Consider the following 21,178-nt stretch of genomic DNA (forward strand, 5'->3'; position numbering starts at 1 on the left):
ACGGGGTGGTTGAGACGGCGCGTTGATACGAGGTGGTGAATGAAGCAGCTAGGGATGACCGAATTTTTGGGGGAGATGGCCAGAGGTGTCGTCGCATATGACGTGCGCACCCCGGCGGAGTTTGCGAAGGGCCATATCCCGGGCGCGCTGAATCTGCCGCTTTTTGAAGACGAGGAGCGCGTGGTGGTCGGGACGCTCTACAAAGAAGAGGGGCGCCAGCGCGCGATTCTGGAGGGGTTGGGGTTTGTCGGGCCAAGGATGCGCGAGCTTGTGGAGCGAGTTCAGGCCGAGGTGGGCGCGTCCTCAGGACCGGTATTGGTGCACTGCTGGCGAGGGGGGATGCGCAGTCAGAGCGTAGCGTGGTTGCTGGAGCTTTATGGCTTTGAGGTGTGCGTGCTCAAGGGGGGCTATAAGTCGTACCGACGCTGGGCCATCGAGCAGATGGAGGATATCCCGCCCCTGGTGGTGCTGGGCGGGCGCACCGGAGTGGGAAAGACCGAGATCTTGTGGGCGCTTCGAGAGCAGGGCGAAGAGGTTGTTGATCTGGAGGGGCTGGCCAACCATCGAGGCTCGGCCTTTGGAGGCCTTTTGCTGGGCGAGCAGCCCACACAAGAGCATTTTGAAAACAAGCTGGGTATGGCACTTGCGCTCGCTCGACGCTCCGGGAGCGCGGTGTGGGTAGAGGATGAGAGTCGGATGATCGGCTTTCGGCATCTTCCCAACGCCCTGATCAAAGCGATTCATCGCTCACCATGTGTCGTAGTAGATGCTCCTCTGGAGGAGCGCCTGGATCGCCTGGTGGGTGTTTATGGCGACGCCGCGAACAGGCTTCTTGCGGATGCATTTGAACGTATCAAAAAGAGCCTGGGTGGGTTGCGAACAGCCCAGGCCAGAGCCGCGCTCGATGCGGGGGATGTTCGCGCTGCTGCGGCGCTTGCGCTTGAGTACTACGACAAGGCCTACGCAAAAGGCATTGCGCGTCGCGATGCCGATCGAGTCATTGACGTTGATACCCAGGGGACGCCGCGGGACGTGGCGCTCCGTCTGATCGAGGTGCGCGATGAGCTCGCGCCCACCGGAGAAGTGCTATGAGTGAGATGTCCGAGACCATTCGATTGACGCAGTACAGTCACGGGGCGGGCTGCGGTTGCAAACTCTCTCCGGCGGTACTCGATAGGATCCTTGCGAACCGGGTAACCACACCCGATGCCATGCGCAGGCTTCTGGTTGGCAACAGCTCGCGCGATGATGCCGGGGCGATGGATCTGGGCGATGGTCGCGTGCTTCTGAGTACGACCGACTTCTTTATGCCGATTGTCGACGACCCCTACGAGTTCGGACGTATCGCCTCGGCCAACGCCATAAGCGACATCTACGCGATGGGTGGTGACCCGGTGATGGCTATCGCCATTCTCGGCTGGCCTATCAACGTGCTTTCGGCTGAGGTGGCCGGAGACGTTATGGAAGGGGCGCGCTCGATATGCGCGGAGGCCGGTGTCGCACTGGCCGGTGGGCACAGCATCGACAGCCCGGAGCCGATCTTCGGGTTGGCGGTTAACGGGCTTGTAGACCTGGCGCATTTGCAGCGAAACGACGCCGGGCAGGTTGGCGATACGCTCTTTTTGACCAAAGCGCTGGGGGTGGGAATCTTGTCGACAGCCGAGAAGAAGGGCGTGCTTCGACAGGAAGATCGGGGGCTCGCGGCGGCATCGATGATGCAACTTAACAAGGTGGGCGCGACGCTCGCGAAGATCGAAGGCGTGCACGCGATGACCGATGTCACGGGCTTCGGGCTACTGGGGCATCTCTCAGAGATGTGCGCCGGGGCCGGTGTGAACGCCCGTGTGGCCCTGGGTGCCGTACGTCAGCTCACGGACCTGTCGTACTACCTCGATGCCGGCGCGATTCCCGGCGGTACCGGGCGCAACTGGGAGAGCTACGGCCATCATGTGGTCGACCCGGGAGAGCGTGTGCGTCAGATTCTTTGCGACCCTCAGACCAGCGGTGGTTTGCTCGTGGCGGTGGCTCCCGAGGCGGTCGAGGCGGTGCAACGCGCGCTTGTCGATGCCGGGCTGCACGCGCATCAGGAGCCGATCGGTGAGCTTGTGGCGCGCCCGGGGGAAGGCGCACACATTCAGGTCGAGGTATGATGCAGCCGAAGTACCGCCTCGTTTGAGGACGTTCGGGGCGAGGTGTTGCCGGCACATGGGGTAAGGATTCTCGCAGCCGCCGATAGAAATCGGCTTGCCGCCGAGCGAGGTCTGGTGCCGGCAGAGTCAGCGATGGCCTGCGATGCGCGGGGACGCTTCGAGCGTGCTCGGCCGGCGCCTGGCAGGGGGAGGTGAGACGCCGGGGGGGGCATGCGTCTGGTGCAAAAGGCCCGGCTCGACGGGGCCTTACGTCGAGGGGTGTTGTTTCGCTTAAAGTGGCAGGCGACCCTGCATCGGGGGCACCGGGAGGATGGTGTCTCCCGGTCTGAGGATGCCGCCGATGAGGATTTCTGCGTTGAGGCCGCCGCGGTGCACGAAGGCTTTGATGGCGCCCTTTTCGCCGGAGAGGCGCGCCATGCGTCGGCAGGGCTCACAGAGCTCTATCCCCCTCAAACGCACCTCTCCGATCACGAATTCATGACCGACGAGATCGTTGAGGGGAGCTCCCTGCACGACGAGCTGGCGGCGGTGGCGACCGTCGCGCAAGTCGATGTTCTGCTCTTTTGCAACCTCCGTGAGCACTTCAGCGGAGATGAGCGTGACCTGACGAGCGGGATCCCGTTGAAGGGAGGGGGAGAAGTAGCGGTCGCCGCGCAGGCCGGTCGAAGCTACGGCTTCGGCCTGCGTGACAGTCGCCGGGACGCCTCCGCGTTCCGCGCAGATCCAGATCTGGTAGAGGGTGCCCTGCCACGGGTCGGACATCGTAAACATCCATCGGGACGCGCATTGCGCGGAGAGTGAGCGTTATTCGGCGGGATCTTGCGAAGGGAGTTTGTCGGCGGTGCGAAGTTCGAAATCGCTGGCGTCGTGGCGCTCGTGGAGTTGCTGGTCGGCTGGCCCCCAGGTGCGGTTGACCATGACGCCGCGTTGCACCGCGGGTCGCCCCTCAATGGCTTTCGCCCAGCGCAGGAGGTTTTTGTAGGTGTGCACGCTGAGGAATTCCGCGGCGTCATAGAGCTCACCGAGTGCGAGCTTTCCGTACCAGGGCCAGTTGGCGATATCGGCGATGCTATACTCATCGCCAGCCAGGTAAGTCGACTCGGCCAGCCGTCGATCCAGAACATCAAGCTGGCGCTTGGCTTCCATCGCAAAGCGGTTGATGGGGTACTCCATCTTGGTCGGGGCGTAGGCGTAGAAGTGCCCGAATCCTCCGCCGAGGTAGGGGGCGGAGCCCATCTGCCAGAAGAGCCAGGAGAGACACTCGGTGCGGGTGGCCGCATCGGTGGGGATGAACGCTTCAAAGCGCTCGGCCAGGTAGAGCAGGATCGCGCCGGACTCGAAGACGCGGGTGGGCGGGGAGGTGGAGCGATCCAGGAGGGCGGGGATCTTCGAGTTAGGATTAACCTCGACAAAGCCAGAGGAGAATTGATCGCCCTCGAGGATGTTGATCAGGAACGCATCGTAGTCGGCGTCTGTGATGCCGCGCTCCAGAAGCTCCTCCAGGAGGATGGTGACCTTCTGGCCGTTGGGCGTGCCCAGTGAGTAGAGCTGGAGGGGATGCCGGCCCACGGGCAAGTCTCTATCATGGGTGGCTCCCGAGAGCGGGCGATTGATCGACGCGAACTCACCGCCGCTCTTCTGTTCCCAGGTCCAGACGGCAGGCGGGGTGTAGGGGGTGTCTCCAGACATGGTGGCGTCTCCGAAATCAATTTAGAAGCGTTGAGGGCGCGTGATGAGCGCCGCTGAAGATGTGACGACGGAGAATAAGGTCTGGGCCTGCACTCTCATTCCCTTCGTTGATGTTCGCTTGCTGCCGGTGCGTGCGTGACGTGAAGGTGGGTCTGGCGTAGACCGGCGAGGAGGGCTGGCGAGCAGGTTCTGCAGAACATCGTACTCTCGCTGCCGATCGAGATGTTGTACGGATGGGCGATTGACGCCTCACGGGAGCATGGAGCTGCGCGTGTCGAACATGGCACGTCCATGCGGTACGACTTTCGTGTGGCCAGGCGACGGGAAGGCGGAGGAGCTGCGAGTTTGGTGTGAGCTCCCGGTCGTGCGTTGTGTACGAAGTCAGGTGCCCGGATGTGCGACGTGTGGTACCCGCGGAAGGGAGGAGTAGAACAGGCTGGCCGAGATTGTGTGCGACAGGCGCGCGGCTGTAGGGTCGTCGCTTCGATGATGAGATGGTTGGCAGGGTGTTGAAGACAGCATTCTGACGTTTGGTGACTCAGGAGAAGATGATGAGAGGAACGCTTAAGCTGTACACAAACCCGTTGTCTCGGGGACGCATCGCGCGCTGGATGCTCGAAGAGGTCGGTCAACCCTATGATGTGGAGGTGCTCGGCTACGGCACGACCATGAAGTCGCCGGAGTATCTGAAGATCAACCCCTTAGGAAAGGTTCCGACCCTGGTGCATGGGGAAGATGTGATCACCGAAAGCGCTGCGATTTGCGCATACCTGGCTGAGGCGTTTCCCGAAGCGAAGCTGAACCCTGATGTGCATGAGCGGGCATCTTACTTCCGCTGGCTCTTTTTTGCGGCCGGACCGCTGGATGCGGCCGTCAGCAATGCGTCTGCCGGGTTTGAGGTGGCGCCGGAGGACTATCGCCGCTTTGGGTACGGAAATTATAAGAGTGCAGTCGACACTCTGGCGTATGCCGTGAGTCAGCATGATTACATTGCTGGCGACCGATTTACCGCGGCCGACGTGTACGTAGGGATGCAGGTAGGATGGGCTTTGGAGTTCGGCACGTTGGAGACGCGTCCGGAGTTTGAGGCGTACTGGTCGCGCCTGCGTGAGCGCGAGGCGTACGTGCGCGCCAGCGCCCTGGACGATGCGTCGGTGCGGGGCGAGTGAGCGAGGAGAGAGGTTGAGATACGGGACGCTGTGCGCGGAGAGTGTGTTGGCGCGTTGACGACGTAGATGGGGTGCGTCGATAGCGTCAGGAAACCGTGCGAGCCGCCCGACCTTGCCGAGGTCGGGCGTTTTCGCTCTGGGGGGACCACGATCGCGTCGTGGTATGACGCCTCGAGCTATCGTTGACGCCGCGTTTACTGCTTCGAGAGCACCGCGTGCAGCTTCGCAAAGCCCCGGCGCTGCCAGTGCATCGGCTCCCCCTTCTACATTTCGCAGGTATTTTTCCGCTCGATCTTGCGTCCAGCGGCATCACCTTCAGGCGCTGGCGTCGTCATTCAGAAACGAAGCTCATTGAACGTGTTTAATATGTTTGTTAAACGTGTTTAATGAGTGCTGCGTGACGCGCCATAGTGCGTTGGTGCACGCGCGAGTCTTCACCCCCGCTGGAGTGTAAGGATGACCACCTCGCGAGATGAGCAGAAGAAGGCCACCCGGGAGGCGATTCTCGAAGCTGCGCGGCAGTGTTTCGAGGTCGAGGGCTATGAGAAGGCCAGCGTGCGCGACATCGCGCGTGCGGCCGGAGTGAGCGCTGGCAGCGTCATTCATCATTTTGGCAGCAAGCGGGAGCTGCTCTACGCCACTCTTTTTGAGGATCTCGAAGCAACCATGTCCGAAGCGTTGTCGCTGGGGACTTCGCCACCGCTGGCAGGGCAGATTGAGGCCATGACGCGCCATATCTTCGCCTGCTACGGGCGTCGCCCCCGGCTCTCGCGGGTCTTGCTCAAAGAGTCGCTCTTTGCCGAGGAGCCGTGGGCGAGCCGCTTTCGGGCGCAGACTGAGCGCCTGCACGGTGGGGTGGAGGGGTTGGCTGGTGATGCCGTTCGGCGCGGGGAGCTCCTCCCGGAGGTCGACACGCGTCTCCTGGCGATGGCGTATGTGTCCTTCTACTACTTCGCGCTGCTGGCCTGGGCGCAGGGAGGCCATGAGGACCCGACGCGTCTTGTGTCGGTGCAAATGGCTCAACATCTGCGGGGGCTGAACTCCGCGCGTACAACCGGAGGTTAAGATGGCGTCTCTATTTAAGAGCGAAGAGGCCAGGGCTCGTCTGGTCGCGTGGCATACGCGTTTTCGGGAGCGCATTGGCTCGACGACTGAAGCGCAACGTTTAAAGACGAGCTTCGGAGAGACTCATGTTCTGATCGGCGGGCCCGACGGTGCGCCAGCGCTGGTGCTCTTGCACGGTGCACTGGCAAGCTCGGCGCATGCGCTGCGGGAGCTTGAGGGGTTGCTCACGCACTATCGGGTCTATGCGATCGACATTATCGGGCAGTCGGCGATGAGCGCGGATGTGCGTCTTGCTGTAAGTGATGACGCCTACGGCCGCTGGCTTGAGGAGGTCTTTGACAGGCTGGAGTTGGAAAAGGCGCTGGTGGTAGGTGTGAGCTGGGGGGGCTTTGTGGCGATTCGGCTGGCGGCGCATGCGCCCGAGCGCATCGCGAAGCTCGCGTTGCTGGTGCCTGCGGGTATGGTGAAGAGCCCGATCTCCAGCGGCTGGAAGATGGGCTGGCCGATGACGAAGTTTGTGATGGCACCGTCTGAGAAGCGCCTTCGCAGCTTTTTGAGTCGGCTACTGACGACGATGGATGAGGAGTGGGTGGGGTATCTCGGTGAGGCATTTACCGGCTTTAACCTCAACATGAAGGTGCCCGCGCTCGCGCGGGTTGAAGAATTGCAACGCTTCAACTCGCCGGTTTTTGTTCTGGGAGCTGATGGCGACCTGAGCTTTCCGGGAGAGGCGGTCGTTGCGCGTGCTTCCGAGCTCTTTCAAAATCTTCAGAAGGCCCGTGTTTTGGAGGGATCGAGGCATTGCCCGCCGACCACCGAGGCTTTTCGTACTTCGCTGGCGGCCGAGCTTCATGCATTCTTTGATGGCGAGGCGAGTTAGCGAGATTGCCCGCTGAAAAAGCGCCAGATCACCTCGCTGGCGGCAAAGTCTGTGGTGTGGTGGCCGCCTTCGCACCGGCGCAGCTGGAGCGCGGGCGGTTGGCCTCCTGGCCAGGAGTGACCGCCTCCTTCAACGAGGCAACGCACCACGGGACTCCCGCAGTCGCCCAGCGTCTGACAGTGCCCTGCACCCAGTGAGAGCAGATCGGCGGGGGCACCTTCGCAGAGGTTGGCATCTCTCCACACCTGCATGCCCTCCATGGCGGGGGGAAAGGTGATGTTGGCAAAGCCGCAGCCTTCGCCTCCTTCGTAAGGCGCGTTTGGATCGTCGGTTCCGTGGATGTGCAGGAGGGCTACGGGGTGGGTCGGGTTGCAGTTCTCGAAGACCTGGGGGGCGGCCACCGGGGCAATCGCCGCGATGCGCTCGGAGGCCTCGCAGGCCAGGCGGTAGCTCATGATCGCGCCGTTGGACATGCCTGTGCTGTAGACGCGAGAGGTGTCGATGCAGAGCTGTGTCTCAAGGCTGTCGAGCAGTGCCATCACGAAGCCCACATCGTCGATGTTGGCCTCGGAGGCATACCCGCAGCAGTCGCCACCGTTCCACGTACGGGCCTTGAGCAGACCGTCGGACTCGACGCCATCGGGGTAGACCACGATAAACCCTTCGCGCTCGGCAATGGGATTAAATTCGGCAGACCGTGTTTCGATTTGCTCGCCGCTGCCAAAGCCTCCATGCAGAACAAAGACCACGGGCATCGGAACGCCAGGGGTGTAGCTTGAAGGGATGAAGACGCGGGTGGTGCGCTCCAGGCCGTCGTGGAAAAGCGCGCGTTCGTGAGACTCTCCGCCGGGGTAGAGCCGTGCGTCGGAGGTGCAACCGGTGGAGGCGACCTCCGAGGCGGCTCGAGACGCGTCAACTTCGCGAAACGCCGCGTCGATTCTCACAAGAGTCTCCGGCTCTGCGGTCGGCGCAGGATCGGCGTCGGAGCGCTGGGCTCGGCAGCTGCTCATCAGCGATACCGTCAGAAGCATGGCGAGGATGGACGTTCTGCTTTGAGGAGGGCTGAAACATTGATGCATCACGTGCCTCTTCTGCGAGCGTGGCGAGTGTCAGGGGGATGGTGCGTGAGCTGTGTCCGACGGTGTTTCGTATCCCAAAGGGCAAAAACGCCAGGAACTCATCGTAGTCTGCCAACATCCCTTTTAAGGAGCCATCATGGCCGGAGTTTCCGTTCGAGATGCAACCCTCGACGACGTTGCGCTGCTGCGTGCCTGGGATGAAGAGGCGCATGTGATCGCTGCCGATCCCAACGACGACTGGCAGTGGGAAGAGGAGCTTCAACGCCAGCCCGATTGGCGTGAGATGTGGATCGCGGAAGTGGACGGGCGACCTGTCGGATTTTTGCAGATCATCGATCCCGCCCGCGAGGACTCGCACTACTGGGGGGATTGCGAGCCTGATTTGCGGGCGATCGATATCTGGATCGGTCCGGCCGACGCGCTGGGAAAGGGCTACGGTACCCGGATGATGCGCCTGGCTATTGATCATTGCTTCGCAACCCCTGAGGTACGGGCCATCCTGATCGACCCGCTGGCACGAAACGCGCGGGCACGTCGATTTTATGAGCGGCTGGGCTTTGCGTTTGTTGAAGAGCGCACCTTCGGAGAGGACCGTTGCGCGGTGTATCAGCTGGATCGCAGGACCTGGGAAGGTCGCTGAGCGCTCTTCATGGTGACAGGGGGGAGGAGAATCTCTGTGTAATTGCAATTGACTTGCGTTTATGTGGCGGTTACTTGCAAGTGTATTGCATGTGTGGCGGTTTTCGCCGCACTTTTCTCACCAGGGAGCACGACCATGACATTGTTGAATTCGAACGATCGACGCCTGCCCGTGACGGTACTCTCCGGTTTTCTCGGTGCGGGAAAGACCACCTTGCTTAACCATGTGTTGAACAACCGGGACGGGCTTCGGGTGGCGGTGATCGTCAACGATATGAGCGAGGTGAACGTGGATGCCGAGCTGATAGAGCGCGGCGGCGCGGCGCTCTCTCGCACCGAAGAAACCATGGTGGAGCTTTCCAACGGGTGCATCTGCTGCACGCTCCGCGACGACCTCTTAAGCGAGGTGCGACGCCTGGCGGAGGAGCGTCGTTTTGACTACCTGCTCATTGAGTCGACCGGGATCTCGGAGCCAGTTCCTGTGGCCCAGACCTTTGTTTTTGAGGACGAAGAGGGCGTGACGCTCTCCGATATCGCGCGTCTGGACACGATGGTGACCGTGGTGGACGCAGCGAGCTTCTTGAGGGATTTTCGCGCCTCGGAACGTCTTGATGAGCGCGGCGCATCGTTGGGGGAGGGAGATGAGCGCACGGTTACCGATCTGTTGATCGAACAGGTCGAATTTGCCGATGTGATTGTGCTTAATAAGACCGATCTTCTCAGTGAGGAGGCGCTGGGGGAAGTCGACGCGGTGATCGCATCGTTGAATCCCGGCGCGCAGCGTCTTGAGGCGACGCGGGGGCGAGTTTCTCCGGGGTCGATTCTGAACACGGGACGCTTTGACTTTGAGGACGCGATGAACTCCGCGGCCTGGATACGTGAGCTCGCTGGCGAGCACACCCCGGAGACCGAGGAGTACGGGATCGGAAGTTTTGTGTATCGCGCCCGTAAACCCTTTGACGCGGAGAAGATCTGGGCGTTCTTCAACGATGCGTCGCGCTGGAGAGGCGTGCTGCGCTCAAAAGGATTTTTCTGGGTCGCTGCAGACCATCGTGCAGTCTACGAGTGGGCCCAGGCTGGAGGCGTCAGTGAGGTTAAGCCTATCGGGATGTGGTGGGGAGCGATTCCGCAGGAGCATTGGGACTTTGAATCGGAAGAGCGACCTGATGCACATCCGGAGTGGGATGAGCGGTACGGCGATCGCGCCCAGCAGATTGTGGTGATCGGGCAGCACCTCGACCGTGACGCGTTCTGCGAGCAGCTCGATCACTGTTTGCTCGATGATGAGCGTCTCAAAGAGAGCAGCGTGGTCTGGTCGACGCTACCCAATCCACTGCCAGCGCTGGTGATCGAAGAGGCGCAGGAGGGCTAGAGCGGTGGCGGCGTCGGCGGAGCGCTTGACTTCGAGGGCCCTCGCGTCGAATCTGTCGCGCGATGCCAATGTTGAGTTCACGGATGCGTGAACACGATGACCCGAACCTCGCGGAACTCTCTGATGACCACCACTTCATGGGCCTCAAAGCCGCTGGCCGGCTGGGGCCGATACCCGATTGTCGAGGCGCTTTGCGCGCGTCCGGAGTCGCAATCGCAGACGTTAAACGCTTTTAACGAGCGCGAAGGCGACGCTGTGCTTGCGCATGGTTTTGGCCGAAGTTATGGCGACGCTGCGTTGCTCAGCCAGGGGCGTGTGGTGCTCACGCGGCGCCTCAAGAAGATGCTGGCGTTCGATGAAACCTCTGGCGTGCTGCGGGTGGAAGCGGGCGTGACCATCGGGGAGCTCATTGAGGTGTTTTTGCCCCGAGGTTGGTTTGTTCCTGTGGTGCCGGGCACGCAGTTTGTGAGCGTGGGCGGGGCGATCGGGTGCAACATTCATGGCAAGAATCACGGTCACGCGGGCTGTTTTGGCGACCATGTGCTCTCGATGGAGGTGCTTCTTGCCAGCGGGGAGGTAGTGCGGTGCAGTCGAGCGCAGCACGACGACCTCTTCTGGGCGACCATCGGGGGGATGGGGCTAACCGGCATCATCCTCAGCGCCGAGATTCAGCTTCAGGCCGTGGAGAGCGGGGCGATCGAGATGGAGTCGATTCGCTTTAACAACCTCGATGAGTTTTTTCAGATCAGCGAAGAGAGCACGGACTACTTTCATACCGTCTCGTGGATCGACTGCGTGAAGGGCGGCTCGCAGATGGGGCGCGGTATCTTCATGCGCGGTCGGCACGCGTCGGCGGAGCAGGCCGCGACGCTCTCGGAAGGGCCCCTGGAGCGAGTTGTCGAGCTTGTTCAGCGCGCGCTGGACGGGCGAGCCTTCGAATCGAACCTGCTGCTGAATCGGGCGACGATTCGGCTCTTTAATGAGGCCTACTACCACAAGCATCCGGCCGGGGAGCTGCATTCGGTGGTGGGTTATGAGCCTTTTTTCTTTCCGTTGGATGCGGTGGAAAACTGGAACTACGTCTACGGCAAGCGCGGGTTCTTGCAGTACCAGATGGTGGTGCCCGAGCGTGAAGCGGTGCGCGACATCCTTAAGGTGATCTCCGAGAGCAAGATGGCGTCCTTTCTGGCGGTCATCAAAGAGTTCGGAGATCAGGATCACGGCGGGCTTTCGTTCCCCTGCGGGGGGACAACGCTGGCGCTGGACTTTCCGAACTTCGGGGAGCCGCTCTTAGCGATGATGGAGCGTCTCGATGCGCTTGTGGCCGAGGTAGGAGGGCGGATTTACCTGGGGAAAGACGCGCGTCTGAGTGCCGAGATGTTCCGGCGAATGTACCCGACCTGGGAGGCCTGGCGAGAGGTGCGCGACCGCTGGGATCCGCAGGGTGTATTTCAATCGGATTTGAGCCGCCGCCTGGGCCTGACGCCTGGTTGATAGCGTAGTACTGGAGTTCTCATGACTGTTCTCATCCTCGGGGCGACCTCGCCCATTGCTCAGGCTGTGGCCGATGTGTACGCCGCTGCCGGTTTATCGGTGGCGTTGGCCGCGCGTGATGTGGAGGAAGCGGCCCGCGCGGCGAGTGACCTGCGGATTCGTTATGGCGTGGAGGCGCAGGGGTTTGGCTTTGATGCCTGCGATGCGTTTGAGCGCCACGCCACGCTTGTGAGTGAGGTGGAAGAAGCGCTGGGCCCGATCGATGTCGCGCTGGTGGCGTTCGGGTTTATGGGCGATCAGCAGGCGTCCGAAGACGATTTTGAGAAGGCGCGACGCGTCATCGAGATCAACTATACCGGGGCGGTCAGTGTGTGTGAGGCCGTCGCGCGAGTTATGGTAAGCCGCGGCGCCGGGAGCATCATCGGGCTCTCATCGGTTGCCGGGGAGCGCGGGCGCGCGTCGAACTATTTTTATGGAAGCGCCAAAGGTGCACTGACGCTCTATCTGCAAGGTCTGCGCAACAGGCTTGCGTCCAAGAACGTGCATGTCATGACGGTGAAGCTCGGTTTTATCGACACGCCGATGACCTTTGAGCTTGAAACGGGCATCCCTGTGGCGAGCCCGAAGAAAGCTGCCGCCGCGATCTTCCAGGCTCAGGGACGCGGGGTTGAGACCTTCTATTATCCGCGTTTCTGGGGCGGGATTATGGGGGTGATCAAGTCGATCCCGGAGAAGGTCTTTAAGCGACTCTCGCTCTGAGCTGCGTTTTCACCTCTGACTGCAGGGAGCCATAGTGAACACTTCTGAGTTCACGGAACATGTCGTCTTGCTACGCGGAATCAACGTAGGCGGCGTGCGCTTGAAGATGGGGGATTTGCGCGAAGCGCTGGAGCAGGCCGGCTTTGAAGGGGTACGCACCGTATTGGCCAGCGGCAATGTGGTGCTGGAGAGCGCGGAAGGCGACCCGGAAAGGGTTAAAGAACAGGCAGAAGCCGCCCTTCGAGAAGCGTTTGGTTATGAGGCCTGGGTGGTCGTCATCTCTACTACCGAGCTTCGAGACGTGGTCGAGGGCTACCCCTTCGATGAAGAGGCAGAGGGCCTTCAACCCTATGTGACCTTTGCCTCGGAGCGCGCGTCGCTCGACGCACTCGAAGTGCTCGGATCCGAGCTCGACGCGGCGGTGGAGCGCATCGAACGTGGCCCCTCGGTGCTTTACTGGGAGGTGGTTCGCGGCCAGTCGACGAAGAGTCGCCTGGCGAAAGAGGCGGCAAAGGTGCGCTATAAGCCGACGACCACCACGCGCAACATGCGCACGCTTCGCAAGATTCTCGCGCTGACGCGCTGAGGCTCACCTACCAGCTGGAGCCGGCGCCGCCTCCGCCGGAGCTTCCGCCACCAAAGCTGCCCCCGCCTCCGCCGCTGGAGAATCCCCCGCCGGAAGACGAGGATTGGGTACGGGTTCGTCTGGGAATCGTCGCGGTATAGGTGCGGGTGTGGGAGCAATGCGCGCAGGTGACTGTGACGCGTTTTTTGCCGGTGGACGTGTAGGTCGGCTTGCGCGTGACGGTGGACTCCGACGCCAGGGTTCGATTGCTGCATTCCGGGCAGCGGGCGTACCCGCTAAACCAGCGTGAGTTGGCGTGAATGCGCTGCACACCGCATGACGCGCATTCGAAGACTTCGTAGTTAACGGACGCGACGGCTTCTTCTGTGAGCTGGCCCGCGTTGAGGTAGGCGTCGTCTTCGTCTTCCCGGAGGATGCGCATGGTGTCTTTGCATTGCGGGCAGGTTTTTAGCCATTTGCGACGGAGGAGGAAGAAGGCAAGGCCGCCCAAACCCAGAATCCATCCACAGGGAGGCAGCATCGGGGCCGAGCCCCGACGTGAGGATGTTGAAGACGATTCGGCGGGAGACGAGTGCGAGGGGGCTTCGGTAGCTGCGCGCAGGCGCTTATCGACGGCGGTGATGCCTGCGCCGAGGCCTGTGCCGAAGTCGCCCCGGCGAAAATGAGGCACCATATCGCGCTCCTGCATCACTTTGAGCCAGCCGTCGGTGAGGGTGGCCTCCAGGCCGTAGCCCGTCTCCATCTCCAGGCGGCGCTCATCTGTGACGAGGACGATAAGAAGACCGTTGTCGCTCCCGGCTTTCCCTACGCCCCAGAGATTGAAGAGCTCGGTGGTGAAGTCTTTGGGCGTAGGGGAGTCGACGGAGTTCACAGTGACGACCGCGACCTCCACGCCGGTTTGCGCCTCGAGCTCCGTGAGCACGTTGTTGATGCGGGCCGTCTGTGCGTCGTTCAGAAGGTCCGCTTCGTCGGTGACCCACCCGCCGGTATGGCGAGGGTTGGGGACCTCCTCGGGGCCCATGGCGCTGGCGAGCGTGGGGAGAAGCAGCGTCGAGACCAGAACAATGAATCGAAGTGCGAGCATGGGCGGGCCGGTAGCGAGCGGAGCGATTCAGTGATCGAGCACGGGGAGGTTCGACACTCTGATCAGGCGGCTAGTCAGTGCGGGCGGTGCCGTGGCTGAGCTTCACCGTCTTCGGAAGATTCCCACCGGTGATGAGCGACGCCGGAGGCAGGCGCACCGCGCTGTTGTATCGAGCCGCCGCCTCATGGAAGCGCTGGGTGGCCACGTGCACGCGGTTCTCCGCGCCGATGAGTTCGGCCTGCTTGTCGATGGAGTCGGGTAGGTCGCGGTAGTGAGCCTCGACGGCCTGTTGCCGCGCTTTGACGTTGGCAACCTCGGCCTGATGGCGCTCGACTTCTGCGTAGAGTTCGCTCAGGCGTGAGGTCGTGGTGCGGTAGCTCACTGCACCGGCCACCACGATGACAAGGAGGATGCCACCGGCGATGGAAAGCAGCCGCCGCCTGCGGTTTTTCTGGCGGATCGCGGCGATGGTTTCAGCGCGCCGGACCTCCTGCAACTTCTGGTGGGCTCGATCGATATACTCCGCCGGGATGCCAACTTCGGCTCCGACCTCGCGCATCTCGTCCAGAGTGAGCTCGTTCCGGGCCTTCTCGCGCAAACGCTCAGCGGTGGCGATGATGTCGTCAACGTCATCGTAGTCGATGGTGGGATCTGGCGTAGAACGCATCGTTGTGGGGCCTCATCAGGTCATCGTGTGCAGCGCCCGCAACCTGTCGGGGGGAACGGGCGCCGCATATCGTAGGTCGAGTCATGCGTCGTTTAAGGGAAGCACAAAGGCTTTGAGCTTCGCAACTTGCGGGTCGCTCTCACCGCGTAACTCGTAGAGGTCGCAGAAGGCGAAATGATACTCTTTGCCAGCGGCGTTGCGGGTGCGCATCGTGCCGTGAACCGCGCCTTTGCTCCTCCCCCTCAAGGGTTGCCGGGCACTCATTTCGCCCGCGAGAGCGCTGCCTCAAGCTCATCAAGGCCTTGCAGCCAGGCCCGGGCATCGTCGCTTTCCTCCCAGAGTTCGGCGAGTTCCGAATTGACGCGCACGCGCACCACCGCGGCCCGGGCCACCGGAGCGTGTTTCTCGTAGAGCTCGGTAATGACCTCGCCGTCCTGGTCGTCGATCCACTCAACCAGCGCTTCGGGAAGTTGCGTGAGGGCAGAGCCGCCGAGCGCGGCGATCAGCGCGGCGGCCGCCAACGCGATGCTTCCCAGGTCGGCGTCGAGGTATTCGTCAGGCTCGGCGCCGGCGATCTCGCCAAGGGCTTCGATCAGCGGCTCATCATCCTCGGCATCGAGCATCTCGTGGAGCCAGTCCATGGCGTGGTCATTTGAGAAAGGTTCGTGGCCCCAGGCGCCCATGATGTCCTCAGTGTGAAGATCGAGATCGCGTTGACGGAGTGTTTTGCCTTGTTGATTGCTTCTACACGCAGGGCTGTCTTCTGAGCAATGCCATTGGGGGCTTTGCTGGCGAAGCAAGTCGGTGCGAGGTACCTTCCGCCCCGGTAAAGGAGATGAGCCCCCGGTAGTGAGGCTCTGACCATGACGAGCAACATCGAGGAGCAGAAGATGAGTAAGGTTCCGCAGGGTGCGTCCACCCATGAATGGGTCAAAGACTATTATGGCAAACTCCTTGAGAGCTCTGAGGATCTTCAGACCAATGCGTGCTGCGCGGCCGGGGCGCCGGCTGGCTGGATCGCCTCGCGTTTGCAGCATGTGCACCCCGAGGTCAGCGAGCGCTTTTACGGCTGTGGTTTTCCCATTCCGCAGGCCGTTGAGGGGGCTACGGTGCTCGACCTGGGATGCGGCACCGGTCGCGACGCGTATGTCATCGCGCAGCTCGTTGGTGAGCAGGGCCGCGTGATCGGCCTGGACATGACCGAAGAGCAGCTCGCCACAGCGAGGAAGACCGAGGGCTGGCACGCGGAGCGTTTTGGTTATGCACAGGCCAATACGTCCTTTGTGCAGGGCTACATCGAAGACCTCAAGGGCGCGGGTATCGAGGATGCGTCGGTCGACGTGATCGTGTCGAACTGCGTGGTGAACTTGAGTCCCCGCAAAGATCTGGTGCTGGCGGAGGCGTATCGGGCGCTTAAGCCCGGTGGTGAACTCTATTTCAGTGATGTGTTCGTCGATCGACGACTTCCCGAAGACATCGCCAATGATCCGCTCCTGCACGCGGAGTGCCTGGGTGGGGCGCTCTACCAGTTCGACTTTGAAACCCTTGCCAAAGTCACCGGGTTTGCCGACCCACGTATCGTCTCGACCTCGCCGATCACCATCAACAACCCCGAGATTATGGCGAAGGTGGGCCTGGCGAGTTTTGTGTCGGTGACCTACCGCCTCTTTAAGCTCGATGGGCTTGATGCGCAGTGTGAGGACTACGGGCAGTCGGCGACCTATCGCGGCGGAGTTGAAGGAGCGGAGCGTCTCTTCTGGCTTGACGACCATCATGCCTTTGAGGCCGGGCGGCCGGAGCGGGTCTGCGGCAATACCGCGGCGATGCTGAAGTCGACGCGTTTTGCAGAGTTCTTTGATGTGCGGGGATGCCGTCAGACCCACTACGGTGCCTTTGCCTGTGATCCGACGATGGCGGCAGCGCAGTATGCGGGCCGTGAGGTCGAGAGCACTGCTGTGGGTGCGACGATCAGTGCCCCGAAGACGAGCTGTTGCTGAACGACGTTCGGTGACCCTACATAGAGTGAGGACGGAATGAGTCAGAGTTATAGCGACGCCATCGCGCTGACGCGCGATGAAGAGGGCATCTTCCACGGGCAGATCGATCGCAGCTGGTATCAGGGGCGGGGAGCCTTTGGTGGGGTGAGCGGGGCGGCGATGGTTCGCGCGATGGAGCGCCACCTCGAAGCGCCGCACTTCGCGCTGCGAGCGCTGGCGGTGAACTTCTGCGCGCCGGTGACCGAGGAGCCCTTTGAGGTACATGTGGATGTGGTGCGCCGAGGATCGTCGGTGATCTGCGCGGAGTCCCGAATCGTGCAGGAGGGCCAGGCGCGGATGGTGGCGATTGGAACCTTTGCAAAAGAGCGAAGCTCGGGCTCGGATTTTGAGCAGCGCGCGATGCCCGAGGTGCCCCCGGCGGCCGAGGTGCCGACGGCGCCGGAGAGCCCGCTCTTTCCGAAATTTGCGAAGTACTACGAATATAAGTTCTGCCACGGGGCGATTCCTTATACCGGGCATGATGAGGCGGAGCTTGGCGGGTGGTGTCGTCTCAAAGATGCGCCGGGACCGCTGGATGCCGCCCAGCTCATTGGTCTTTTGGATATGTGGCCCCCGGCGGTGATCACGCGGATGACCAGTCCGGCTCCGGCGGCGACGGTGTCCTGGCAGGTGGTGATCAACGAGCGCCTGCCGCTTGAAGGTGCCGCAGCGGACGATTTCTACCTTGTGACGGCGCGTTCGGAGCGTGCGGTGGGCGGGTTCTCCGAGGAGCGCGCGGCGGTCTACAGCGCCGACGGTCGTTGTCTGGGACAGGCGTTGCAGCTTGTGGCGATCTTCGGTGGATAAATGAACTCAGCGGATCGTCTCAAACGCCACAGGAACGCCCGGCAGGGTGTCACGATGTTTGTGGCGCTGGTGCTGTTGGCGATGTTCTGCGGGTGTGATCGGGGGCATGAGGCGCCGGAGTCCGCGCCGCTGCAGATCTTTGTGGCATCGTCGTTGACGGAGGTCTTTGAGGCGTTTGAGGCGAGGTATGAAACTTCAAATCCGGGCGTTGATGTGGTGATAAGCGCCGCCGGCAGTCAGACGTTGAGACTGCAGATCGAAGAGGGCGCGCCTGCCGATGTGTTTGTGAGCGCAAATATGAGGCATCTCCAGGCGCTGGTGGAGACGGGGCACCTGGACGATGAGCGACACTTCGCGAGCAACGCGCTTGTCGGGATTGTGGAGGGGGGAAACCCCCTTGAGATTTCGCGTTTTGAGGACCTTGTTCGGGCACAGCGTCTGGTGGTCGGGGGGCCGGAGGTTCCTGTGGGAAGTTATACCGAGATGATGTTCGAGCGGGTCGCCGTCGCCAACCCCGGGCTGGCCGCGGAGCTTCGGCAGCGCATCGTGTCGCGGGAGCGGAACGTGCGCCAGGTCCGCGCGAAGGTTGAGCTCGGTGAGGCCGATGCGGCCTTTGTGTATCGAAGCGATGCCTTGAACTTCGAAGGCGTTGAGGTGGTGGCGATCCCCGAGGCGTTTCAGGTGCGCGCGAGCTATGGGCTGGGCCTGGCGAGCCAGCTTAAGGGGGCGCGGCGCGCGCGGGTTGAGGACTTCGTGGCGCTGACGATGTCGGCTCAGGGGAACGAGGTGCTGCGCGAGCATGGCTTTGAGCGAGATGTGCTGTGAGCCATGAGCCGGGCTGGCTGGAGGTTGGGTTGGGGCGCGTCGCTGCGCTGGGGTTGCTCGGGGCACTGGTTTTGCCACTGGTAGCGCTTGCGCTTGCTATGTCTCCGGCAGAGCTTCTGGCGGGTGTGCGCGATGCGCGCTTTGCGCCGGCGCTTATGTTGAGCCTGCGCACGTCATTGCTGAGTCTGGCGCTTGTGGTGGTCGGGGGGCTTCCGCTGGGGTGGTGGCTGGCACGCTCACGCTCACGTGGGGCCCGGCTGGTCGAAGTGCTGGTGGATCTTCCGCTGGTGCTGCCTCCGGCGGTGGTGGGGGTGGGGTTGTTGATGGCCTACGGGCGTCGTGGACTTCTGGGAGGTGTGTTGGAGAGCGTTGGGGTGAGTTTACCTTTCACCAGTGCCGCAGTGGTGGTGGCACAGGTGGTCGTGGCGGCGCCATTTTTTGTGCAGGCGGCGGCGACCGCGTTTCGCTCGGTTCGCGAAGAGCAGCTGCTGGTGGCTCAGACCCTGGGAGCATCACGCACGGAGGCGATCTGGAAGGTGGCGGTGCCAGCAGCACTGCCCGGGCTTGTCGCCGGGGCGTCGCTTGCCTGGGCGCGGGCGCTCGGGGAGTTTGGTGCCACACTGATCTTTGCCGGAAGTCTGCAGGGCGTCACGCAGACGATGCCGATAGCGATTTATGCGGCTCTGGAGCGCGATGTCGGCCTGGCGGTCACCTTTGCGCTGGCTCTGGCTGCGATCGCCACGGTGCTTTTGCTCACGTTGAGGCTGGGACTCGGCGGTGTTGTGCGCGTCGGGGGGCGGCCATGAACGAGCGCAGGCTGCAGGTGGAGTTGCGTCATCGCCTCGGAGCGCTGGAACTCGATGTCGACTTTGAGCTCGGCGAGCGGCCGGTGGCGCTCATAGGGCCCAACGGTGCGGGGAAGAGTACGGTGCTCAAACTCTTGGCCGGCGGTCTTCTGCCCGATGAGGGGCGAGTGGCGTGGCAGGGGCGCGCGTGGGTGGATACGCGCAAGGGAGTAGCGCTCTCGCCGGCGGCGCGGCGCGTGGGGTATGTGCCCCAGGGGCCGAGCCTCTTTGAGACGATGCGGGTGTGGGAGAATGTGGCGTTTGGTTTGCGCGATGGTGCCGGCGGTCGGGAGGGGAAACGCGCCGAGGCCCTGCATTGGCTTGATCGCTGGGGGGCCGCCTCACTTGCGGAGCGCCGCGTGGGGGCTCTCTCCGGAGGTGAGGCGCAGCGGGTGGCGATGGTAAGGGCGCTGGCCGCCCGCCCTGATGTGTTGCTGCTCGATGAGCCCCTCTCAGCGCTGGACGCCATCGCGAGGCGTCGGCTGCGTGCTCGTCTCAGTGAGGCGATTGTGGAACTCAAGGTGCCCACGATTATCGTCACGCACGACTGGCGTGATGTGGCCGCCATGGGAGCCCGGGTCGTGGCGATGGAGGAGGGGCGCATCGTGCAGAGCGGGGATCTGAAGGCGCTCGGTGAGACTCCGTCTTCGGCATTTATTGCTGAGTTTTCAGGGGTTTAAGGGGTGTTTTTGAGGGCGTTTGGATCGTTGCCCTCCAGTCCCTCCAGCCATAACTCGCGACTCTGCGAGGGGACGCCATTGACGCGGGCCTCCAGGCGATGCAGCCCCGTATACACCTTGCGAGTGCTGCGGTGGGCGAAGCTGTGGGTCGTCTCCAGGGTCTGCGACTGGCCGGGCTTGAGCTCCAGGTCGCTCCAGCGAAAGACCTTCGAGAAGGCGCGCCCGCTCTTTGTGGGACCGCTGAGCGCGTAGTCCACCCGCACGTCGATGGACCGGTCGGTGGGGTTGTTCAGAGTTAACGCGAGCGTGAGCGTGTCGCCGGCGCGAAGCTCGTCGTGCGAGAGGGTGAATTGCCCAATGCCCACCACACCGGGCTCAAAACCGAAGATGCGCAGCGCACGGGGATGGCCGGCCTTGAGCTGGCCGCGGGCGGCATGGCGCACGACCCACAGGAGGTCGCCTTCGCTCGAGTTGGACTCGCCGTCGGTCGCCCAGCGCTCCAGAGTGTCGAGCCCTGTGGGGAGGTCGTCTTTGACGATGTCCTGGAGGTGGTTGGCCACCGAGCGCTGTACGTAGCGCTCCGGATCATGGCGCAGCACTTCGAGCAGCCTCAGGCGTCGGGGCTGAGCCTTTTTGAGCCCGGGCACCCCTCTGGCCCAGGGAAGGCGGGTGCGCGTGCCCTCACTGACCCAGCGCCGTACATGAAGGTTGGGGTGGTCGACGAGGGCTTCGAGTCGGTCGAGCGCGCCGTGGAGGTCGGCCGCCAGAAAGGGCCGAATCGCAAACTCGGAGGTGAAGCGTTTGGTGAGCTCCACCATCGCCTCAAAGCTCGCGTCGACGTCGTCGAGCCCCTGGCGGGCGATGAACTCGCCAAAGGGCCAGAAGCGGTAGCCTTTCTCGGTGACACCCTCGTCATCGGGAAGCTCCGGCGGCAGCGCGGCGATAAGCGTCTGCATGCGCTCGGCGGTGGGCCAGGGCATCGCCAGAGCCATGGCGTCGGCGATGTGCAGGGTGCGATCTTTGAACTCGAGCGTGTCGAGCCCGCGGGTGGCTTCCCGGCGAAAGAGCGCGCGGTCGAAATCGTCGCGCGTGGCGTGCAGGAGCGCGGCGATCTCGTCGACGAGCGCGGCGTCGAACCAGAGTTTGTAGGGTGTGCGAGGTGTCTCAGTCTGGGTGCCAGCGACCACGTCGGCCTCCTTGTTCAGCGTCGTCAGGTGGCGTGACTATGGCGAGGATGCGCGCTGAACGCAAGTGCAGTCTTTGTGGGGAAGGAGAGGCGGCAGCCCCGGTCAGGGCGCGCAAAAAAGCCCGGGCCCTCATCGATGCGAGGGCCCGGGCTTTCGAGCAGTGCT

General features: G+C 62.7%; 23 protein-coding genes. 15 read left to right on the forward strand and 8 right to left on the reverse strand.

Annotated elements, in window-relative coordinates; translation table 11 throughout:
* Nucleotides 1-39 precede the first annotated feature (39 nt).
* Nucleotides 40-1,092 (forward strand): tRNA 2-selenouridine(34) synthase MnmH, encoded by a 1,053-nt coding sequence (gene mnmH / locus EA187_RS03730; RefSeq protein ID WP_127779219.1) that lies wholly within the window; start codon nt 40-42, stop codon nt 1,090-1,092.
* A gap of 5 nt (nt 1,093-1,097) precedes the next feature.
* Complete coding sequence (gene selD, locus EA187_RS03735) at nt 1,098-2,150, forward strand: selenide, water dikinase SelD (protein ID WP_115603558.1); 1,053 nt, start codon at nt 1,098-1,100, stop codon at nt 2,148-2,150.
* A gap of 270 nt (nt 2,151-2,420) precedes the next feature.
* Here the strand turns inward: selD and EA187_RS03740 are convergent, their stop codons facing one another.
* Entirely contained in the window at nt 2,421-2,912 is a 492-nt protein-coding gene (locus EA187_RS03740; RefSeq protein ID WP_127779220.1) for an MOSC domain-containing protein, read from the reverse strand.
* A gap of 42 nt (nt 2,913-2,954) precedes the next feature.
* Complete coding sequence (gene yghU, locus EA187_RS03745) at nt 2,955-3,839, reverse strand: glutathione-dependent disulfide-bond oxidoreductase (protein ID WP_115602854.1); 885 nt, start codon at nt 3,837-3,839, stop codon at nt 2,955-2,957.
* A gap of 551 nt (nt 3,840-4,390) precedes the next feature.
* On the opposite strand from yghU, the gene EA187_RS03750 reads away from it, so the two are divergent.
* The 3 genes from EA187_RS03750 (at nt 4,391) to EA187_RS03760 (ending at nt 6,953) form a co-directional block, all read left to right on the forward strand.
* Complete coding sequence (locus EA187_RS03750) at nt 4,391-5,008, forward strand: glutathione S-transferase family protein (RefSeq protein ID WP_115602853.1); 618 nt, start codon at nt 4,391-4,393, stop codon at nt 5,006-5,008.
* Nucleotides 5,009-5,464: 456 nt separating this feature from the next.
* The gene (locus tag EA187_RS03755; RefSeq protein ID WP_127779221.1) at nt 5,465-6,073 is read left to right on the forward strand and encodes a TetR/AcrR family transcriptional regulator; all 609 of its coding nucleotides are present in this window, start codon (nt 5,465-5,467) and stop codon (nt 6,071-6,073) included.
* A gap of 1 nt (nt 6,074) precedes the next feature.
* Nucleotides 6,075-6,953, forward strand: a complete 879-nt coding sequence (locus EA187_RS03760) for an alpha/beta fold hydrolase (RefSeq protein WP_115602851.1) — start codon at nt 6,075-6,077, stop codon at nt 6,951-6,953.
* Here the strand turns inward: EA187_RS03760 and EA187_RS03765 are convergent.
* Nucleotides 6,950-7,963 (reverse strand): CE1 family esterase, encoded by a 1,014-nt coding sequence (locus tag EA187_RS03765; protein WP_164855948.1) that lies wholly within the window; start codon nt 7,961-7,963, stop codon nt 6,950-6,952. The two genes, EA187_RS03760 and EA187_RS03765, sit on opposite strands and share 4 nt — an antisense overlap.
* 205 nt (nt 7,964-8,168) lie before the next feature.
* Here EA187_RS03765 and EA187_RS03770 point away from each other — a divergent pair, with 205 nt between their 5' ends.
* From EA187_RS03770 to EA187_RS03790, 5 genes are all read left to right on the forward strand, one after another.
* A complete protein-coding gene (locus tag EA187_RS03770) occupies nt 8,169-8,672 on the forward strand; it encodes a GNAT family N-acetyltransferase (RefSeq protein ID WP_127779223.1) in 504 nt (167 codons plus the stop codon).
* A 135-nt stretch (nt 8,673-8,807) separates the two neighbouring features.
* Entirely contained in the window at nt 8,808-10,043 is a 1,236-nt protein-coding gene (locus EA187_RS03775; RefSeq protein WP_127779224.1) for a GTP-binding protein, read from the forward strand.
* 123 nt (nt 10,044-10,166) lie between these two features.
* A complete protein-coding gene (locus EA187_RS03780; protein ID WP_164855949.1) occupies nt 10,167-11,537 on the forward strand; it encodes an FAD-binding oxidoreductase in 1,371 nt (456 codons plus the stop codon).
* A gap of 21 nt (nt 11,538-11,558) precedes the next feature.
* On the forward strand, nt 11,559-12,296 hold the full coding sequence (locus EA187_RS03785; RefSeq protein ID WP_115602846.1) for an SDR family oxidoreductase: 738 nt from the start codon (nt 11,559-11,561) through the stop codon (nt 12,294-12,296).
* Between the two features lie 34 nt (nt 12,297-12,330).
* Complete coding sequence (locus EA187_RS03790) at nt 12,331-12,882, forward strand: DUF1697 domain-containing protein (protein WP_206524179.1); 552 nt, start codon at nt 12,331-12,333, stop codon at nt 12,880-12,882.
* 7 nt (nt 12,883-12,889) lie between these two features.
* Here EA187_RS03790 and EA187_RS03795 read toward each other — a convergent pair whose 3' ends face one another.
* The 4 genes from EA187_RS03795 to EA187_RS21040 form a co-directional block, all read right to left on the reverse strand.
* Nucleotides 12,890-13,966 (reverse strand): TPM domain-containing protein, encoded by a 1,077-nt coding sequence (locus tag EA187_RS03795; protein ID WP_127779227.1) that lies wholly within the window; start codon nt 13,964-13,966, stop codon nt 12,890-12,892.
* A gap of 70 nt (nt 13,967-14,036) precedes the next feature.
* Nucleotides 14,037-14,633 (reverse strand): LemA family protein, encoded by a 597-nt coding sequence (locus EA187_RS03800; RefSeq protein ID WP_127779228.1) that lies wholly within the window; start codon nt 14,631-14,633, stop codon nt 14,037-14,039.
* 81 nt (nt 14,634-14,714) lie between these two features.
* Entirely contained in the window at nt 14,715-14,843 is a 129-nt protein-coding gene (locus EA187_RS20915; protein WP_283808530.1) for a hypothetical protein, read from the reverse strand.
* 50 nt (nt 14,844-14,893) lie between these two features.
* Nucleotides 14,894-15,556 carry a DUF4259 domain-containing protein gene (locus tag EA187_RS21040; RefSeq protein WP_127779229.1) on the reverse strand — a complete coding sequence of 221 codons (663 nt, stop codon included), beginning with the start codon at nt 15,554-15,556 and terminating at the stop codon, nt 14,894-14,896.
* Here EA187_RS21040 and EA187_RS03810 point away from each other — a divergent pair.
* The 5 genes from EA187_RS03810 to EA187_RS03830 are packed head-to-tail and all read left to right on the forward strand — an operon-like array spanning nt 15,524 to nt 19,826.
* Nucleotides 15,524-16,630, forward strand: coding sequence for a methyltransferase domain-containing protein (locus tag EA187_RS03810; protein WP_115603556.1), 1,107 nt, complete (start codon nt 15,524-15,526; stop codon nt 16,628-16,630). The genes EA187_RS21040 and EA187_RS03810 overlap by 33 nt on opposite strands.
* 36 nt (nt 16,631-16,666) lie before the next feature.
* Nucleotides 16,667-17,476 carry an acyl-CoA thioesterase gene (locus tag EA187_RS03815; RefSeq protein WP_127779230.1) on the forward strand — a complete coding sequence of 270 codons (810 nt, stop codon included), beginning with the start codon at nt 16,667-16,669 and terminating at the stop codon, nt 17,474-17,476.
* The gene (gene modA, locus EA187_RS03820) at nt 17,477-18,301 is read left to right on the forward strand and encodes a molybdate ABC transporter substrate-binding protein (protein WP_127779231.1); all 825 of its coding nucleotides are present in this window, start codon (nt 17,477-17,479) and stop codon (nt 18,299-18,301) included.
* On the forward strand, nt 18,298-19,107 hold the full coding sequence (locus EA187_RS03825; RefSeq protein ID WP_206524180.1) for an ABC transporter permease: 810 nt from the start codon (nt 18,298-18,300) through the stop codon (nt 19,105-19,107). The genes modA and EA187_RS03825 overlap by 4 nt, the downstream gene beginning before the upstream one ends.
* Nucleotides 19,104-19,826 (forward strand): ATP-binding cassette domain-containing protein, encoded by a 723-nt coding sequence (locus EA187_RS03830; protein WP_127779232.1) that lies wholly within the window; start codon nt 19,104-19,106, stop codon nt 19,824-19,826. Before EA187_RS03825 ends, EA187_RS03830 begins: the two co-directional genes overlap by 4 nt.
* Here the strand turns inward: EA187_RS03830 and EA187_RS03835 are convergent.
* The gene (locus tag EA187_RS03835; protein ID WP_127779233.1) at nt 19,823-21,013 is read right to left on the reverse strand and encodes a hypothetical protein; all 1,191 of its coding nucleotides are present in this window, start codon (nt 21,011-21,013) and stop codon (nt 19,823-19,825) included. The two genes, EA187_RS03830 and EA187_RS03835, sit on opposite strands and share 4 nt — an antisense overlap.
* Nucleotides 21,014-21,178 lie beyond the last annotated feature (165 nt).

This window comes from Lujinxingia sediminis, assembly GCF_004005565.1.
GTDB lineage: Bacteria > Myxococcota_A > Bradymonadia > Bradymonadales > Bradymonadaceae > Lujinxingia > Lujinxingia sediminis.

Excerpts from the sequence above, each read along its gene's own strand:
- EA187_RS21040 (WP_127779229.1), bottom strand. The coding sequence starts at position 15,556 with ATGGGTGGACGCACCCTGCGGAACCTTACTCATCTTCTGCTCCTCGAT.
- EA187_RS03765 (WP_164855948.1), bottom strand. The coding sequence starts at position 7,963 with ATGAGCAGCTGCCGAGCCCAGCGCTCCGACGCCGATCCTGCGCCGACC.
- EA187_RS20915 (WP_283808530.1), bottom strand. The coding sequence starts at position 14,843 with ATGCGCACCCGCAACGCCGCTGGCAAAGAGTATCATTTCGCCTTCTGC.
- EA187_RS03780 (WP_164855949.1), top strand. The coding sequence starts at position 10,167 with ATGACCACCACTTCATGGGCCTCAAAGCCGCTGGCCGGCTGGGGCCGA.
- EA187_RS03785 (WP_115602846.1), top strand. The coding sequence starts at position 11,559 with ATGACTGTTCTCATCCTCGGGGCGACCTCGCCCATTGCTCAGGCTGTG.
- EA187_RS03815 (WP_127779230.1), top strand. The coding sequence starts at position 16,667 with ATGAGTCAGAGTTATAGCGACGCCATCGCGCTGACGCGCGATGAAGAG.
- EA187_RS03750 (WP_115602853.1), top strand. The coding sequence starts at position 4,391 with ATGAGAGGAACGCTTAAGCTGTACACAAACCCGTTGTCTCGGGGACGC.
- mnmH (WP_127779219.1), top strand. The coding sequence starts at position 40 with ATGAAGCAGCTAGGGATGACCGAATTTTTGGGGGAGATGGCCAGAGGT.
- selD (WP_115603558.1), top strand. The coding sequence starts at position 1,098 with ATGTCCGAGACCATTCGATTGACGCAGTACAGTCACGGGGCGGGCTGC.
- modA (WP_127779231.1), top strand. The coding sequence starts at position 17,477 with ATGAACTCAGCGGATCGTCTCAAACGCCACAGGAACGCCCGGCAGGGT.
- EA187_RS03760 (WP_115602851.1), top strand. The coding sequence starts at position 6,075 with ATGGCGTCTCTATTTAAGAGCGAAGAGGCCAGGGCTCGTCTGGTCGCG.
- EA187_RS03770 (WP_127779223.1), top strand. The coding sequence starts at position 8,169 with ATGGCCGGAGTTTCCGTTCGAGATGCAACCCTCGACGACGTTGCGCTG.
- EA187_RS03800 (WP_127779228.1), bottom strand. The coding sequence starts at position 14,633 with ATGCGTTCTACGCCAGATCCCACCATCGACTACGATGACGTTGACGAC.
- EA187_RS03830 (WP_127779232.1), top strand. The coding sequence starts at position 19,104 with ATGAACGAGCGCAGGCTGCAGGTGGAGTTGCGTCATCGCCTCGGAGCG.
- EA187_RS03795 (WP_127779227.1), bottom strand. The coding sequence starts at position 13,966 with ATGCTCGCACTTCGATTCATTGTTCTGGTCTCGACGCTGCTTCTCCCC.
- EA187_RS03755 (WP_127779221.1), top strand. The coding sequence starts at position 5,465 with ATGACCACCTCGCGAGATGAGCAGAAGAAGGCCACCCGGGAGGCGATT.
- EA187_RS03775 (WP_127779224.1), top strand. The coding sequence starts at position 8,808 with ATGACATTGTTGAATTCGAACGATCGACGCCTGCCCGTGACGGTACTC.
- yghU (WP_115602854.1), bottom strand. The coding sequence starts at position 3,839 with ATGTCTGGAGACACCCCCTACACCCCGCCTGCCGTCTGGACCTGGGAA.
- EA187_RS03810 (WP_115603556.1), top strand. The coding sequence starts at position 15,524 with ATGAGTAAGGTTCCGCAGGGTGCGTCCACCCATGAATGGGTCAAAGAC.
- EA187_RS03740 (WP_127779220.1), bottom strand. The coding sequence starts at position 2,912 with ATGTCCGACCCGTGGCAGGGCACCCTCTACCAGATCTGGATCTGCGCG.